Source organism: Sporosarcina sp. ZBG7A (genome assembly GCF_000813425.1).
Classification (GTDB): domain Bacteria; phylum Bacillota; class Bacilli; order Bacillales_A; family Planococcaceae; genus Sporosarcina.
This window is the reverse complement of the sequence record NZ_JWIB01000027.1, coordinates 19,590-35,263: the sequence shown is the minus strand read 5'-3', so window position 1 is coordinate 35,263 and position 15,674 is coordinate 19,590. Positions and strand designations below refer to the sequence as shown.

Genomic DNA, 15,674 nt, shown 5'->3' with positions numbered 1-15,674 from the left:
TGAGCACCCGGCATCGAAACATTTTGCTGCGCATTCTTCGGATGAGATGCGCGCTTTTTTTATTTATAGAAATCTTTTAGGATTTCTAGTTATACATACATAAGTTCACAAGAAAAGAGGCGGTCGTGTATGAAGGAAGTTTTGTCGTTGGACGGTGTATCATTTGCTTATGAAACAGAAGAAGATGTTTTCGTACAAGCCGTTCAAGACGTCTCCTTCACGGTCCGTGACGGAGAGTGGGTATCGATTGTCGGACATAACGGTTCAGGTAAATCGACGCTTGCTAAGCTGATGATCGGGCTACTCTTTCCTGCTAACGGAACCGTAAATGTCTTCTTGGATCCATTGACGGAAGATAATCTATGGGATGTCCGATCACAGCTCGGCGTTGTGTTTCAAAATCCGGATAATCAGTTCGTAGGTGCAACAGTTCAAGATGATGTTGCATTTGCATTAGAGAACAATGGAGTCACTTACGATGAAATGCAAACTCGTGTAAAACAAGCGCTCTCTGACGTGGGGATGTCATCGTATCACAGTCATGAACCCCACCACTTATCAGGAGGGCAAAAACAGCGTGTTGCTATTGCAGGAGCACTTGCGATGAATCCTACGGTTTTAATATTAGATGAAGCGACATCAATGTTAGACCCTCAAGGTCGCAGTGAAGTTATTGAGCTGATTACTACGTTACGGCGTACAACTGGACTTACTGTCATTTCAATTACACATGACTTGGAAGAAGTCCTTTTAGCAGATCGTGTTTTCGTCATGAACAAAGGGAAGCTTGCTGCTTCCGGGACACCGACCTCTATCTTTGAACAAGGAAGTAAACTTCAAGAGCATGGACTCGATTTGCCATTTGCTCTTCGTCTTTCACAGTTATTGCGGAATGCAGGACTACCGTTAGTAGGCGACCATATGTCAGAAAAAGAGTTGGTGAACGAGTTATGGACATCACATTTCAGCAAGTAAATTTTGCGTATGCACCGAATACTCCTTTCGAGAAAAAAGCACTACATAATATCAATGCTTCGATTAAAACGGGGTCTTATACAGCGGTGATTGGTCATACCGGTTCAGGAAAATCTACCTTGTTGTTGCATTTGAATGGTTTGTTAAAACCAACTGAAGGCACGGTACGAGTTGGTGACACCCTCATTACATCTGAAACAAAAGGGAAGGCACTGCGAAGCGTACGACGGGATGTTGGAATCGTCTTCCAGTTTCCTGAGCATCAGTTGTTCGAGGAGACTGTGGAAAAAGATATTATGTTCGGTCCGTTAAACTTTGGAATCCCTGAAGAGGAAGCTAGAATGCGGGCACACGAATTAATCGAGATGCTGGGCTTGCCGGCTGACGTTGCGAATAAGTCACCGTTTGAACTTTCAGGTGGTCAGATGAGACGGGTTGCGATTGCGGGTGTGCTAGCGTTTAAACCATCCGTATTAATTTTAGACGAACCGACTGCGGGTCTTGATCCGCAAGGGCGCCGTGAAATTATGGAGATGTTTGAAAGGTTCCACAAAGAAGAGGGGCTGACTACGATTTTGGTTACCCACAGCATGGAAGATGCTGCCCGCTATGCAGAGCATGTCATCGTAATGCATGAAGGTCATGCGGTGCTTGCAGGGCCGCCTGAAGAGGTCTTGACGGATGCGGCACAGCTTGCAGCATATCGTTTGGAATTGCCTCGTTCAGTGCGGTTTCAGAGAGACTTCGAGCGATTGGTTCATCAACAGCTCCCGAAAGCTGCCCTTACGGAAGAGCAGCTTGCTGAAATGATTGCAGCGCTTGCTAAAGAAGCAGGTGAGCCGAAATGATGGAGAAGATGATTTTCGGACGTTATTTACCAGGGGATTCGATTACGCATCGCCTGGACCCAAGATCCAAGCTCATTTTCATATTTTTGTTCATCTTCGCAGTTTTCCTAGCGAATAATACAGCGACTTATGCAATTTTACTTGCGTTTACAGTGTTCGTTATTCTTCTGTCAAGAATCCGAATTCCATTTTTGCTAGGTGGACTCAAACCAATTCTATTTCTCGTTGTCTTTACGCTCCTAATGCATTTATTTCTCACGCGTGAAGGGGATATCCTCTTCCAGTGGAAGTTCATCACGATTTATGAAGAAGGATTACGCCAAGGTATTTACATTTCGTTACGATTTTTAATTTTAGTATTGATGACGACCGTACTCACACTGACGACTTCGCCAATTTCGATTACTGATGGTGTGGAGACTTTGCTGAATCCGTTGAAACGATTTAAACTCCCAGTGCATGAGCTGGCCATGATGATGTCAATCGCTTTGAGATTCATCCCGACATTAATGGATGAAACCGATAAGATCTTGAAAGCTCAACTCGCACGGGGATCGGATATTAGTTCGGGAAGTATTCAGCAACGTGTAAAAGCAGTGATTCCATTACTCGTTCCGTTGTTTGTAAGTGCGTTCAAGCGTGCTGAAGATCTTGCGGTTGCAATGGAAGTACGTGGTTATCGTGGAGGAGAAGGTCGTACACGGTTTAGGAAGCTGCAGTGGCAAACGAGCGACACAATGGTTCTTGTTTTGTTAGGTGTACTCTCAGCCATCATGCTGTATTTCAGAGGGTAAAGGAGGACACGCATGATGCGTATAAAAGCGACGGTTGCATATGACGGTACTCAATTTTCTGGCTACCAATCTCAACCTAAAATGCGAACGGTGCAGTCGGATATTGACAAAGCTCTTCGTAAGATGCATAAGGATGATTCGATTCATAGCGTGGCAAGTGGGAGAACGGATGCTGGGGTGCATGCATGGGGACAAGTAATTCATTTTGACACGCCCCTCAAGCTGACTGAAGCTAGTTGGCTAATGGCATTGAATGTTTTGCTGCCTAAAGATATCCGTATCCTTTCTGCCCAACCTGTAAGTGAGGATTTTCATGCTCGTTATTCCGCAAAAGGAAAAACGTATCAATATCGCTGGACGAGGAAACCCATCCAAAGTCCATTTGACCGCAATTATTCCGTTCACTTAGGGAAATGGAACCCGGATCTTAAACGGATGCAAGAAGGTGCGGTCCATTTACTTGGCAAGCATGACTTCACGAGCTTTTGTTCATCCCAAACAGCAACGTCAAACAAGGTTCGAACAATTCGTATGCTTGAAATCGAAGAAAAAGGCGATGATCTCATTTTAACCATCGAAGGAGACGGCTTTTTATATAACATGGTGCGCACTATTGCAGGTGTCCTTTATGCGGTTGGTATCGGGTGGGACGAGCCACACAAAGTGGCTGAAATCCTAGAGGCCCGTGACCGCAAACGTGCCGGCAAAACCGCACCAGCACACGGTTTGTATTTGATGAGTGTTACGTATGTAGAGTAAAGCAACTTTTCCAGGTGTTTTTATGAAAACTGCTTGACTTTCTAGACGATAACCGGTAAGATAATATTTGGTATTTCAATAACCCCACAAAAAGCCCCGAAAGTTTATTTGTGTTTAGGGATAGAGAAAACGGAACAGACTGATATTCATTTAGGAGGATATGAAACTATGCGTACAACATTCATGGCTAAAGGCCACGAAGTAGAGCGAAAATGGCTCCTAGTAGACGCTGAAGGCCAAACGCTTGGACGTCTTGCTTCAGAAGTCGCTACATTGCTTCGCGGTAAACATAAACCGACATTCACACCAAACGTTGATACTGGTGACCACGTGATCATCATCAATGCTGAAAAGATTCAACTTACAGGTAACAAATTGAAAGACAAGAAATATTACCGTCACTCAGGTTACACTGGTAGCCTTAAGTCTCGTACAGCGCTTGAAATGCGCACAAACTATTCAACGAAAATGCTTGAACTAGCTATCAAGGGAATGCTTCCAAAAGGTCCACTTGGTCGTCAAACAGCTAAAAAGCTTCACGTTTTCGCTGGAGCAGAGCACACTCATGCAGCACAAAAACCTGAAGCATTTGAGCTTCGCGGGTAATTAAGAGGAGGAAACACTTTTGGCACAAGTACAATATATCGGCACTGGCCGACGTAAAAGTTCAACAGCTCGTGTACGTTTAGTTCCTGGTGAAGGTAAAATCATCATCAACAAACGTGATGCAGAAGAATACGTACCATTCGAAACACTTCGCGAAATCATTAAGCAACCACTTGTAACTACTGGTACACTTGGAAGCTACGATATTCACGTAAACGTGAACGGTGGAGGATACACAGGACAAGCAGGAGCAATCCGTCACGGAGTAGCTCGTGCATTGTTAACAGTAGATCCTGATTTCCGTCCAGCTCTAAAGGCTGCAGGTCTACTTACACGTGACCCACGTATGAAAGAACGTAAGAAGCCAGGTCTTCGCGGCGCTCGTCGTGCACCACAGTTCTCGAAGCGTTAATCATCAACTATTCACAGTCCATTCCTTTACCGGGATGGGCTGTTTTTGTTTGGGGAAAATTAGACCCAGATAAGCGGATTGGATTTTGTCTTCAGGACAGTCGTTCATTGGTGACATGATTATCCCTGACAACCATCTAAAGGCCCTAGCAAAGACTCAATCATGGAAAACCCTCTAGTTGATGGGTAGGAGCGGTACAATTGACTAGCCAGACGAATGGGATCTCCAAAGAAGTAGCGTTCATATTGGGTTTGTCTTGTACCGAAAGAACTCATCGTCAAATCCCATGCGAGTCTGAAGATTTTCACTCGGTCTTCTGCATTTTTAGTAGCTCCTTGCAAATACTGGACTAGGTCCTGCTGTATCTCGGATTGAAACGCCTTTTCGGTAGGAATGGTCACCATCCCACTAGCTCCTATTAGCTGAATGATTTCACTGAAGCGGGGATAGACTATCGGAAAGATGTTACTTGCCACCTGGAGTGGAACCATACTAGGTCGCATATACCCCCATTGGTCGAGTGTCGCATCCTGCTCGGATTTATCCAACAATGCTTTCATCGTTTCTAAACTAACGATAATTTCTGATAATTTTCCTTGGATGTGCGAATACTCGCCTACATTTATCGTTTCTACAAGGAGTTTTGCAACACTTAGCATGAATTCGGTTTTGACAACTTGACGTGTAATGACTTGATGGAGTGTGTATGGATGAAAGGAACTGGTTGCGAAGAATTGAGAAGCCACTTCTGTATTGTGATAGAAGAAAACACGCTCCCATGGGACGAGTACGTTATCGAACACGACAATCGAGTCCATCTCTTCAAATCGAGAGCTCAGTGGATAATTAAATGTGGAGTCAGTGCCTGCGAAAGATTCCCTGCAGATGAAACGCACTCCTTCAGCATCTGAAGGAAGTGTGAACGCAAAGGCTTCATCTGGGTCTGGGAGTAATTTTGGTGCACTGAATACAAGGATTTCATCCGTCAGTCCGCCTTGTGTTGCAAGCAATTTCGCACCCTTAATAACGAGGCCGTCTTTTGTAGTATCCACGATTCTTGCGGAGATGGGTTCATCGGAAGACTCGAAGTATATAGGTGCTCGATTTACCTGGGGGTTAATGAATGTATGGGTAAACGTCAAATCCTGTTCTCGCGCCCGTTCATATGCAGATTGAACGTGATGGGGGAAGCAATTTTCTTTTCCTTCTAGAAAGTATGAGGAGCTTGCAAAACTCATAAGTACCGTATTTAAGTAGTCTGGACTTCTGCCCATCAGTCCACAAGTCTGGCGCGCCCATTTCTCGATCATAGTCCTGCGCTTTTTTAAGTCCTCTTTTGTTGTTGGTTGTAAAAAAGAAATCCCTACTTGTTCACCAGATGTAGGAGAATCGTATGTCATCACAGACTTATTTTCACGTAATATTTGATAGTCATATAAAGAAGCTTTTGTTTTTAACAGTCCTCGAAACTCTGGACACTCGGAAATAGGTACCTTCAACGGATGGCCATCCAGCCATATTTCCGGTTTCAATTGATTGATACGACTAATGAATTCCTGCCCGTTTTTTGCTCCCATAGAACTCCTCCTACTTTCGGTGTTTAATATAGTCTATTAATTACCTATGAAATGTGATTACATAAAAAGATTTAACTTGTAAGAAGATGAATTCAAAATCGTCACGGACATTTGCCTATACGTGTGAAAGATCGAAGTTGAAAGTAATTTTCTGACTTGTTAACTGGGCACCGGATTGCTTGAAAATGAGTTTTCATATGAGTTATGCTATTTTAATGCAACAGCATGAAAGTGAGGTTTCTTATTTAAAATGGACATATTCGGTTTTCATATTCCTCTAGATATTGATTTTGATAAACTAATTAAAATTGTTATCAAGCTTGTCGTCATCATTGCGGCTTTTTCTATTGCGGTTCCTTTAGGTAAAAAAATGATCAGTGCGACCATTCAGAAGATGTCCCTGACTAGAAAGACAAAACCAGGTCGCATTAAGACGCTCGATAAATTACTTTTGAATATTTTTTCTTATGTAATGATCTTCATTTTTATTGGCACCGTGCTATCCCTTTTCGGTGTTAGCATTGGCCCTCTTATTGCAGGTGCTGGTGTTGTTGGACTTGCCATAGGATTCGGTGCACAAGGGCTTGTGAGTGACGTCGTGACCGGGTTCTTCATCCTTCTGGAGCAACAGATGGAAGTGGATGATTATGTAACGGTGGCGGGCATTGACGGGGTTGTGGAAGAGATCGGTTTACGCACGACGAAAGTACGGGCGTTTGACGGGACTCTCAATTACTTACCGAACCGCATCATTGAAAATGTAGCAAACCATACACGTGGCAATATGCGAGCACTAGTCGATGTTGGGATTAGCTATTACAACGATGTCGACCAAGCGATTGGTGTGTTGGAGCGGATTTGTGAGACCTTCCAGCGCGACGAACGTTTTAAAGACGGCCCACATGCGATTGGAGTGCAAAGTATAGATGGTACAAACGTCGTCCTTCGTGTGATTGGTCAAGTTGAAAATGGATTGCAATGGGAATGTGAGCGAGACCTTTTGAAGGCCATCAAGGTAGCATTCGATGAAGCAAATATCGAACTTCCACTGAACTATCAAGTGATTCATCAGCAAGAGCAACTAGGCGAAAGCAATGGACGCGATTGAGTGGAACGTATATGATACCCATAGCAAGGCAAGCGTACAGGAGGCGTACATGATGAAAGAAATTACAGCGAGTGAATTGGAAACGTTGTTAGAAGACGGTCAGCACATTAACATGGTTGACGTTCGGGAAGTGGATGAAATTGCGACGGGTAAAATTATTGGTGCAATCCACATTCCACTTGGTGAAATTCCAGCTCGATTAGAAGAACTCGACAAAACAAAGCCGTATACAATTATTTGTCGCTCGGGCGGAAGAAGCGGTCGTGCAGCGCAGTTTTTAGAACAACAAGGATATGATGTAACCAATATGACGGGCGGTATGCTTAGCTGGCAAGGCCCAATCGAATAAGTAACTGATGCAGACGTCTTCCAAAGGAAGGCGTCTTTTCTATGCTTGGTCATATTAGAAACCGCTCGCGCGTATAGTGGATGAAAAAGGCGGTGTCATATGAAGCGTGTGATAATTATTGGCTTACTATTAGTTTGTTCTTTAAGCGTTGTCTGGTATGGAGTAAATGCTTCGGATCGTGCATTTTTCATGCCTGCTGAACTAGCGGGCGTCAAAGTGCTGCTGGATGCAGGGCATGGAGGAGAAGATGGTGGCGCTTCTACTAAAGAGCTCATTGAAAGTGATGTCAATCTTGCTATTACAAAAGAAGTAGAGAAGAAGTTGAAACAAAAAGGAGCTACTGTCGTAATGACGCGTACAAAACCTGGGGATGCCATTGCTGAGCATGCGCCAGATAAAGAATTCTCATCGATGCGAGAACGCAAATTCGAAGATCTTAAGATGCGCGTTAAGATTGCCGAAACTGAAGAACCAGATTTGTTTCTGAGTGTCCATGTGAATGCGATCCCACAGACGCAATGGAGAGGGGCACAGGTTTTTTACCACCCTGAAGGACATGAAGGTGGAGAAGCACTCGCAAAATCGATCCAGAGTGCGTTTAAAGACCAATTAAAGAATACGGATCGTGAAGCAATGAAGATTAAAGGTATATACTTACTGAAGAATATTCAAGTTCCTTCTGTAATCGTTGAAACAGGGTTCATTTCAAATCCTGAAGAGCATAAATTGCTGGCTGATGCTAATTATCGGAAAAAAGTTGCGGATGCGATTGTCGAGGGTGTTGTCAAACATCAGCTAATGGAACAGAAGTGATAAGCGCATCGCCTTACTCGAAAGACGGACTATGATATACTTAGGGTGAATGTACTAAACTCTAAGGAGTGTTCCGTTGTGATAAATGAAGAAACAGTACGTGAATTACTTGGTGGTATGAGCGATCCTTTTTTACATAAAACTTTGGCAGAAACAGATGGGATCGTCGGCATTACCATCAAGCCTGAAAAAGCGCATGTGAGTGTGAAATTGGCAATTGCTAAAGTGAACACAGCTGAGCAAATGACCCTTCAATCGAAAGTTGTCGAGGTTCTGAAGGCTACGGGTGCTGACTCGGTTGGAATTCGATTTGAAGAATTGCCCCAAGAGACATTAGAGAAATTCCGTGGAACTGCGACAGCTGCAGAAGCCCAAGACTTACTATCTCCTATCAATGACGTGACGTTCATCTCTATTGCGTCAGGTAAAGGTGGAGTCGGGAAGTCGACAGTTTCAGTTAACTTAGCAGTTGGTCTTGCTCGTCTTGGTAAAAAAGTAGGGCTGATTGACTCAGATATTTACGGTTTTAGTGTTCCGGATATGATGGGGGTTACAGAATCACCTGTAATTCGCGGAGATCGGATTATTCCTGTTGAACGTAAAGGTGTTAAGGTCATTTCAATGGGCTTCTTTGTTGAAGATAATGCACCTGTCGTTTGGCGTGGACCGATGCTTGGTAAAGTCCTCGACCAATTTTTCAGAGACGTGGAATGGGGAGAATTGGATTATATGATACTCGACTTACCACCGGGTACTGGTGATGTTGCGCTCGATATTCATCAGATGATTCCAGCCTCTAAAGAAATCGTTGTGACAACACCACATCCAACAGCTGCGTTCGTTGCTGCTCGTGCGGGTGCAATGGCGTTGCAAACAGATCACGCGTTGCTAGGAGTTATTGAAAACATGTCTTGGTTCGAGTCCAAACAAACGGGTGAAAAGGAGTTTGTTTTCGGTTCTGGTGGCGGAAAGCGGCTTGCTGAGGAACTTCGTACAGAATTGCTTGGACAAATTCCACTAGGGCAGCCGGATTGGGATGAAGAGGACTTCGCGCCATCTGTTTACGCAGCTGACCATCCAATTGGAAAGATTTACTTAGAAATCGCTCAAAACGTTGTGGATAAAATCCAGAAATAAGTAAAAGCGGAGTGGGCTACTGTCCCCCTCCGCTTTCTTCTTTGTCATCTTCTTTTTTCTTCTTCTTATCGTCTTTTTCAACTGGCTTTACTTCTCCTGCCTGCAAAATGAGTTCTTGCCACTTTGCTTGGAGCAAGGGACTGCTAATCGTTTCTTCAATCGCTTTTTCGAATTCCTTTTTCAAAGAGCCGGAGTGCAAGATATTTTCTAACTGTTTTTGCATATCGGGGGTTCCAAAGAACTCTTCAAGCTCTTTTTGGAATGACGCATCGTTCATCAAGGCTTTCATAATTTCTTGCTGCTGATCCTTCATACTGGATGCGATTGTTTTTTGAAACTTCGGATCATCGAACGTTTCTTTCCAAAAATCTTTCCCCTCTTTTGAAAGCAACGTCGATTCGATGGCGGTAGTTACTTCGGGTTGTTCAAGGACAAGCTGTTTTCTGAATTCTTCTTCCGTCAGCAACTGCCTGATCGCTTTTTTCCCTTCCTCGGTTTGTATCGCATCAGTCATCATCTTTTTCGTTTCATCGTAAGAAGGTGTTGCGTTTTGTGCGTTGCTACATGCGGATAAGACGAATAGGACAGGGAGCAGACACATTGCTAATTTTCTCATGAATTTGAAATCCCTCCACTGACTTTTCAATTATTGTTCACAACTTTGCGCATATTATGCAAAGACTGTTGAATGAAATAGATTTTTCGATAAATCGCTGTTACACTAGAATCAGTAATCAAAACGGAGGAACGCTGCTGTGACTATACGAAATTGGATTAAATTTTTCATACGGGCTCTACTTTTAGGTGGCGCTATTACTGGACTTGTCGGACTGATTGTTCGTTGGGATTTTTTTTACTCATACTTATCAACCGGAGAATATGTCCAGTTTTTAGGTGCTTTTTTATGGATGGTATTTCTAGGATTTACGATGAGTGTTATCGCACAAATGGGCTTCTTCGCTTATTTAACCATCCACCAGTTCGGAGTCAATTTGTTTAGAACGTTGACACTCTGGAATTGGGTACAACTACTGTTGATCGTCGTCGTTCTCTTTGACTTAGTCTTTTTCAGATTCCGTCTGACTTCGGATGATGCAGGACGGACTGTTCTCTATATGGTGTTGCTAGGGATACTTGTAGGAACTGCTGCAGTAACGGCTTGGTTCAAAGCGCAGTGGACAAAAAAACATATCCTGATTTCCGCATTGTTTTTCATGATTGTCATAACAACTCTTGAATGGTTACCAGCTTTGATGGTCCGCAATGGAGAAGTCGACACATGGGTGACGATTATGCTATTCCCGCTTGTCGCTGTGAATTCCTATCAACTCCTCGCGCTTCCCAAATACAATCGGAAATCTGACGAGGACAAACAAAAATTAGATGCAAGAAAAGCAGAGCGTAGAAAACAAAAAGCTGCAAATGCAAAATAACAAAAGACGCACACTAGCGAAAATCGCCAGATGTGCGTCTTTTGTTATTCAGGAATCTTTTTGGTTTTGACATCTGTCGCAAATAATACATCTTCCACGGATTGAAATTCACGACTGGCTAGTAATCGATTAATATCATCCAATGTTGTTTTTCCTTTGCGCTCTAGGGCGGCAGTCAATATTTCACCTTTTTTATGGGGAGGGAGTTTTCCACCTTTCCAACGCAAAGTGGAACCGAGAGCATTTATTTCATGCTTCCATAAGGACTCTTGAAGTAGTTTTGGAAAGACTTCATCGCTTGTACGGAACCAAAGAGGTTTTTTCTCGAATAGAATCGAGAATTCCTCTAGCTGCTTAGTGAAGAGGGCAGAATCTTCTTCATAGGCGGCTCCTTCTTTACCTAAAAGAGCAACTGGAATATTCTTTTTGCGAATGAGTTCAGCAGAGTCCGGGAAGCGCATTGCCCAAGCAGTATCTACAAGTAGCAAAGGATAAGGGGCTTCTAGCTCTGCAATCCAGTTTTCAAGAGCGGAGTCACCAAAAGAAATATCCAAAGTCAGTGCTGAGCCGGATGTGCCTCTAACGACAACATCGGGTTCCTCTGTCAGTTTGAACACACTTAATATCTGCGGAGTTTTGATGGAAGAGGGCCATAATACGAGAATTAGCGTACAAATGATAATGATCCAACCTAACTTTTTTAGCACAAAAAGCTCCTTTCCAACATGTTTACTGTACTTTATGATGAAGGCTTGACCGTTATGCGCACCACATGCTATTATGTAAAAGTCGTCAATAGACGAAGAGAACACGATAAAAAAAACCTATTGCTATCTTTTGAAGTTGTGGTATAATTTTCGTTGTTCGATAAAAGCTAATACTATTATTCCGCAGTAGCTCAGTGGTAGAGCAATCGGCTGTTAACCGATCGGTCGTAGGTTCGAGTCCTACCTGCGGAGCCATTTTCCATGCCTATGCTTCCATAGCTCAGTAGGTAGAGTGCTTCCATGGTAAGGAAGAGGTCACCGGTTCGAATCCGGTTGGAAGCTCCAGTAATCTGTTTTGAACAGCTGGCGACTGTTTTGCGAAAAATATGGCCCCTTGGTCAAGCGGTTAAGACACCGCCCTTTCACGGCGGTAACACGGGTTCGAATCCCGTAGGGGTCACCATGTTTGTTCCAGTAATACATAGCAGATAAGCGATGTCGCCATGCACGCTTATTAACAATTAACCAATGGTGGGGTAGCGAAGTGGCTAAACGCGGCGGACTGTAAATCCGCTCCCTCCGGGTTCGGCGGTTCGAATCCGTCCCCCACCACCATTTTCCATGTATAGTCTTTTATAATAATGGTTATCTTAATTAGTAGTACTCCGGCGCAGAGATGAGCCGATTTTTTTAATTACTGGGGTATAGCCAAGCGGTAAGGCAACGGACTTTGACTCCGTCACTCGTTGGTTCGAATCCAGCTACCCCAGCCAATTTTTCAAACTTTGTTTGGAGCAATACAAAGTAATTGAAAATCCTAATTATTATATGACAAAACTCTTGAAATAATTAGAAAAAATGATCTTTTAACAAGTGATTAAAACGAACCGATAATTTAAATAGAACGACCTCGTCCCTTCCTAGTTCAACGGAAAGGGCTTTTTTGTCTTATACTTATCAACATGAATACTCACAGGTTCCAGACAGTTCCTGGATGAAAGAGGTGTCACATGAAGAACCATCAGGATATGATTCATAACTTAGTTAAACGTCAACCACAATTAGAGGTCTCGCAGTTATTGAACGACATCGTATACGCTATAGATAATTCTGCGATTGTAGCGATTACGGATAGAACTGGTGAAATTATTTATGCAAATGAGTTTTTCTCCAACCTCTCACAGTACTCTCAAGATGAGCTCATAGGGGCAAATCAGCGCATCGTCAATTCAGGATTTCATCCAAAATCATTTTTCAAAGAAATGTGGAAGACAATTGGTCAAGGGAGGATTTGGCGAGGAGAAATCTACAATCGAGCTAAAGATGGTTCTCACTATTGGGTCGATACCACAATTGTTCCTTTCTTAAATGAAAAAGGAATTCCGAAACAATATATTTCGATTAGACATGACATAACTGAAAAGAAAAGCATAGAAGTAACATTACGAAAACAAGCAGAGTTGTATCGGCTGATTACTGAAAACTCAGGTGACTATATTGCTGTGGTAGATGCAAATGGAAGAATTCACTACCAATCTCCTTCGATTGAGAAACTAATCGGCGGCTCAAATCCTGATGTATTGAAGGCAATGGTAAGTGAGGATCTCGACAACCTGAAGGACGCTCTTCATCGGATAAATCATTCACAGGTGCATGAGGTGTCAGTGGAGTTCCGTTTGAAAGTAAATCAAAACTGCGTTATGCAAATGAGTGGTAGTTTGTCACGTATTACAACTGAAGGGGAATATGTTGGATTCAGCGTATTGGTCATACATGATAATACGGCCGTAAAACAACAAGAAAAACTCATTTTAGACTTAACATCTATCGATCAGCTAACAGGCCTATTAAATCGAAGATCCTTTTTGAAAGGGTTGTTTGTTGAAATCGATCGAGCGAAAAATACGGACGAATTGCTTGGATTAGTCCACCTGAACATTGACAAATTGCGTTATGCCAATGAAACGTTTGGTCATGACCGGGGTGATGAAATCCTTAGAAAAATTGCAGAGCGCCTTGCTTTGCATCTGGATGGGGCATTGTGTGGGAGAACGGCTGGAGATGAGTTTGCTTTTGTAATGAAAAGTGATAAGTCCTTGGAAGAACTTTTTGACTGGACTTGTGCTTTGCAGAAAATAATAGAAGCACCTGTTGAAGTGGCGGGGCAATTATATAATCCTTCCGTAAGCTGTGGTCTGTCTGTGTATCCTAACCATGCGACTGAAGTACCTGGTTGGATTACAACGACACAGCAAGCGATGCAGTATGTAAAAGAACAAGGAGGCTCGGGAAGCGCAATTTTTGTTCCTGATATGTATTCAAAATCGTTAGACCGGATTATCTTAGAAAACGAGCTTAGGAAAAGTGTCAAAGAGGGACACTTTCTATTAGAATATCAGCCGAAAGTTGATCTGGATAAAGAAGTGATCGTTGGATTTGAAGCGCTAGTTAGATGGCAACACCCTGATCTTGGACGAATTCCTCCCGACAAATTTATTGGGATAGCAGAAGAAACGAAAATTATCATTCCTCTTGGAGAATGGATTTTAGAAGAAGCGTTTAAAAAAGCAAAGGAACTTCAGACTGTCTGTTCATTGCCTATAACAGTAGCGGTCAATCTCTCGGCGGTCCAATTAGAGAGTCCAGATCTCATTCCCTATGTTCGCTCATTACTGGAGAAGACTGATCTTGATCCTGCATACATAGAAATGGAAGTGACAGAGAGTGCTTTTGCAGACCGTTTGGAAATGAGTTCGTCTCTTAGACGATTGCGGGACCTTGGATTTGTTGTATCCATAGATGATTTTGGTACAGGGTTTAGCTCGTTCAGTTATATAAAGGAATTCCCTGCGGAAACATTGAAGATTGACATGTCTTTTGTTCGGGATGTTGAAACGAGTGAAAATAGTCGTGCGATCATAAAAGCAATCGTTACAATGGCGGACATTGCCGGCATGAATGTCATAGCAGAAGGAATTGAGACTGCTGAGCAAGCGAGTATTGTCAGACAGCTCGGTTGCAGAGAGGGACAAGGTTATTTTTATAGCCGTCCAATTCCATCTACAGAAATCCGTGAATTACTTGAAAAATTTTCGAAAAACGGTAATGACACTGAATAAATATTCAGTATATTGCTTGGTTGAGCCATTAGAAAGAAGCGGATACAATAGAAATGTCAGATAAAGAAAACTTCAGGGGGAAATAGACATGGAGAAGAACTTGAACATTTCAATGGTAGGCGTTCCGCTTGACTATGGACAGAGCCGAAGAGGCGTAGATATGGGGCCAAGTGCAATTCGTTACGCAGGTGCAGTGTCTCGTCTTGAAGCAATAGGCCATCTCGTGACAGATACGGGAGATATTGCTGTTCCAACGGGCGAGCGAGTTGGACAGGATATAGATGGGTTGAAAAACCTTGATGAAGTTACAAATGCATGCACGGAGCTTGCTGGACGTGTGGCTGAGTTGACGAAGAATGGACAATTCCCGCTTGTTTTCGGCGGCGATCATAGCATGGCGATTGGTACACTTGCAGGACTATCGGAGAAATACAATAATTTGGGTGTCATCTGGTATGATGCGCACGCTGATATCAATACAGAAAAAACATCGCCTTCAGGTAATATCCATGGGATGCCTCTTGCGGTTAGCCTTGGAATGGGGCATGATCGACTTGTAAACATCTATAAAGAGGGTCGGAAAATTAAACCTGAAAACGTCGTTATCATAGGAGCACGTTCTGTCGATCCTGGTGAACGCGAAGTGATTAAGGAATTGGGGATTAAAGTGTTCACAATGCACGAAATCGATCGTGATGGCATGACGTCTGTCATGAATCAAGCAATCGACTACTTAAAATCTAAAAATATTGATGGACTCCATTTGTCACTGGATTTGGATGGATTGGATCCACTATATACGCCAGGTGTTGGCACGCCTGTTCCAGGTGGCATCAGCTATCGTGAGAGTCATTTAGCAATGGAGATGCTTCAAGATTCAGGATTAGTCACTTCTGCGGAGTTCGTAGAAGTCAATCCGATATTGGATGATAAAAATGCAACTGCCGACGTAGCAGTTGGATTAATCGGTTCACTATTCGGTGAAAAACTTCTTTAAGATGAAATAATTGCACGTTGTGAAACTAATAGTTAAGTGT

The 15,674-nt window shown here is 43.1% G+C and carries 16 protein-coding genes and 5 tRNA genes; 18 read left to right on the top strand and 3 right to left on the bottom strand.

Features of this window, described 5'->3' with window-relative positions:
* The first annotated feature begins 129 nt into the window (after window positions 1-129).
* The 6 genes from RL70_RS10150 to rpsI all read left to right on the top strand — a co-directional run bounded on the left by RL70_RS10150 (window position 130) and on the right by rpsI (window position 4,394).
* Entirely contained in the window at window positions 130-975 is an 846-nt protein-coding gene (locus RL70_RS10150; protein WP_039043298.1) for an energy-coupling factor ABC transporter ATP-binding protein, read from the top strand.
* Window positions 951-1,823, top strand: a complete 873-nt coding sequence (locus tag RL70_RS10145; RefSeq protein WP_039043297.1) for an energy-coupling factor ABC transporter ATP-binding protein — start codon at window positions 951-953, stop codon at window positions 1,821-1,823. Before RL70_RS10150 ends, RL70_RS10145 begins: the two co-directional genes overlap by 25 nt.
* The gene (locus RL70_RS10140) at window positions 1,820-2,617 is read left to right on the top strand and encodes an energy-coupling factor transporter transmembrane protein EcfT (RefSeq protein WP_039043296.1); all 798 of its coding nucleotides are present in this window, start codon (window positions 1,820-1,822) and stop codon (window positions 2,615-2,617) included. Before RL70_RS10145 ends, RL70_RS10140 begins: the two co-directional genes overlap by 4 nt.
* A 12-nt stretch (window positions 2,618-2,629) precedes the next feature.
* The gene (gene truA / locus RL70_RS10135) at window positions 2,630-3,376 is read left to right on the top strand and encodes a tRNA pseudouridine(38-40) synthase TruA (RefSeq protein ID WP_039043295.1); all 747 of its coding nucleotides are present in this window, start codon (window positions 2,630-2,632) and stop codon (window positions 3,374-3,376) included.
* Window positions 3,377-3,544: 168 nt separating this feature from the next.
* Complete coding sequence (gene rplM, locus RL70_RS10130; protein ID WP_025783833.1) at window positions 3,545-3,982, top strand: 50S ribosomal protein L13; 438 nt, start codon at window positions 3,545-3,547, stop codon at window positions 3,980-3,982.
* A gap of 19 nt (window positions 3,983-4,001) precedes the next feature.
* Window positions 4,002-4,394 (top strand): 30S ribosomal protein S9, encoded by a 393-nt coding sequence (rpsI, locus tag RL70_RS10125; RefSeq protein WP_039043294.1) that lies wholly within the window; start codon window positions 4,002-4,004, stop codon window positions 4,392-4,394.
* A 119-nt stretch (window positions 4,395-4,513) separates the two neighbouring features.
* Here the strand turns inward: rpsI and hpaB are convergent, their stop codons facing one another.
* On the bottom strand, window positions 4,514-5,971 hold the full coding sequence (gene hpaB / locus RL70_RS10120) for a 4-hydroxyphenylacetate 3-monooxygenase, oxygenase component (protein WP_039043293.1): 1,458 nt from the start codon (window positions 5,969-5,971) through the stop codon (window positions 4,514-4,516).
* A 250-nt stretch (window positions 5,972-6,221) separates the two neighbouring features.
* Here hpaB and RL70_RS10115 point away from each other — a divergent pair, with 250 nt between their 5' ends.
* The 4 genes from RL70_RS10115 to RL70_RS10100 all read left to right on the top strand — a co-directional run bounded on the left by RL70_RS10115 (window position 6,222) and on the right by RL70_RS10100 (window position 9,378).
* Window positions 6,222-7,079 (top strand): mechanosensitive ion channel family protein, encoded by an 858-nt coding sequence (locus RL70_RS10115; RefSeq protein ID WP_039043292.1) that lies wholly within the window; start codon window positions 6,222-6,224, stop codon window positions 7,077-7,079.
* A 52-nt stretch (window positions 7,080-7,131) separates the two neighbouring features.
* Window positions 7,132-7,428 carry a rhodanese-like domain-containing protein gene (locus RL70_RS10110; RefSeq protein WP_039043291.1) on the top strand — a complete coding sequence of 99 codons (297 nt, stop codon included), beginning with the start codon at window positions 7,132-7,134 and terminating at the stop codon, window positions 7,426-7,428.
* A 99-nt stretch (window positions 7,429-7,527) separates the two neighbouring features.
* Window positions 7,528-8,241 carry an N-acetylmuramoyl-L-alanine amidase gene (locus tag RL70_RS10105; RefSeq protein ID WP_039043290.1) on the top strand — a complete coding sequence of 238 codons (714 nt, stop codon included), beginning with the start codon at window positions 7,528-7,530 and terminating at the stop codon, window positions 8,239-8,241.
* Window positions 8,242-8,319: 78 nt separating this feature from the next.
* Window positions 8,320-9,378 carry an Mrp/NBP35 family ATP-binding protein gene (locus RL70_RS10100; RefSeq protein ID WP_039043289.1) on the top strand — a complete coding sequence of 353 codons (1,059 nt, stop codon included), beginning with the start codon at window positions 8,320-8,322 and terminating at the stop codon, window positions 9,376-9,378.
* Window positions 9,379-9,394: 16 nt separating this feature from the next.
* On the opposite strand, the gene gerD is transcribed toward RL70_RS10100, so the two are convergent.
* A complete protein-coding gene (gerD, locus tag RL70_RS10095; protein ID WP_039043288.1) occupies window positions 9,395-9,994 on the bottom strand; it encodes a spore germination lipoprotein GerD in 600 nt (199 codons plus the stop codon).
* Window positions 9,995-10,133: 139 nt separating this feature from the next.
* Between gerD and RL70_RS10090 the strand changes: the two genes are divergently transcribed.
* Window positions 10,134-10,811: a KinB-signaling pathway activation protein gene (locus RL70_RS10090; RefSeq protein WP_039043287.1), complete on the top strand. Its 678-nt coding sequence runs from the start codon at window positions 10,134-10,136 to the stop codon at window positions 10,809-10,811.
* 44 nt (window positions 10,812-10,855) lie between these two features.
* Here the strand turns inward: RL70_RS10090 and RL70_RS10085 are convergent, their stop codons facing one another.
* Window positions 10,856-11,518, bottom strand: coding sequence for a hypothetical protein (locus RL70_RS10085; protein WP_039043286.1), 663 nt, complete (start codon window positions 11,516-11,518; stop codon window positions 10,856-10,858).
* A 180-nt stretch (window positions 11,519-11,698) separates the two neighbouring features.
* Between RL70_RS10085 and RL70_RS10080 the strand changes: the two genes are divergently transcribed.
* From RL70_RS10080 to rocF, 7 genes are all read left to right on the top strand, one after another.
* A tRNA-Asn gene (locus tag RL70_RS10080) sits at window positions 11,699-11,773 on the top strand.
* Window positions 11,774-11,787: 14 nt separating this feature from the next.
* Window positions 11,788-11,863 (top strand) — tRNA-Thr (locus tag RL70_RS10075).
* A 43-nt stretch (window positions 11,864-11,906) separates the two neighbouring features.
* Window positions 11,907-11,981 (top strand) — tRNA-Glu (locus RL70_RS10070).
* Between the two features lie 67 nt (window positions 11,982-12,048).
* Window positions 12,049-12,133, top strand: a tRNA-Tyr gene (locus tag RL70_RS10065).
* 83 nt (window positions 12,134-12,216) lie between these two features.
* Window positions 12,217-12,291 (top strand) — tRNA-Gln (locus RL70_RS10060).
* A 237-nt stretch (window positions 12,292-12,528) separates the two neighbouring features.
* Window positions 12,529-14,637 (top strand): EAL domain-containing protein, encoded by a 2,109-nt coding sequence (locus tag RL70_RS10055; protein WP_039043285.1) that lies wholly within the window; start codon window positions 12,529-12,531, stop codon window positions 14,635-14,637.
* 88 nt (window positions 14,638-14,725) lie between these two features.
* Window positions 14,726-15,634 carry an arginase gene (rocF, locus tag RL70_RS10050; protein ID WP_039043284.1) on the top strand — a complete coding sequence of 303 codons (909 nt, stop codon included), beginning with the start codon at window positions 14,726-14,728 and terminating at the stop codon, window positions 15,632-15,634.
* Window positions 15,635-15,674 lie beyond the last annotated feature (40 nt).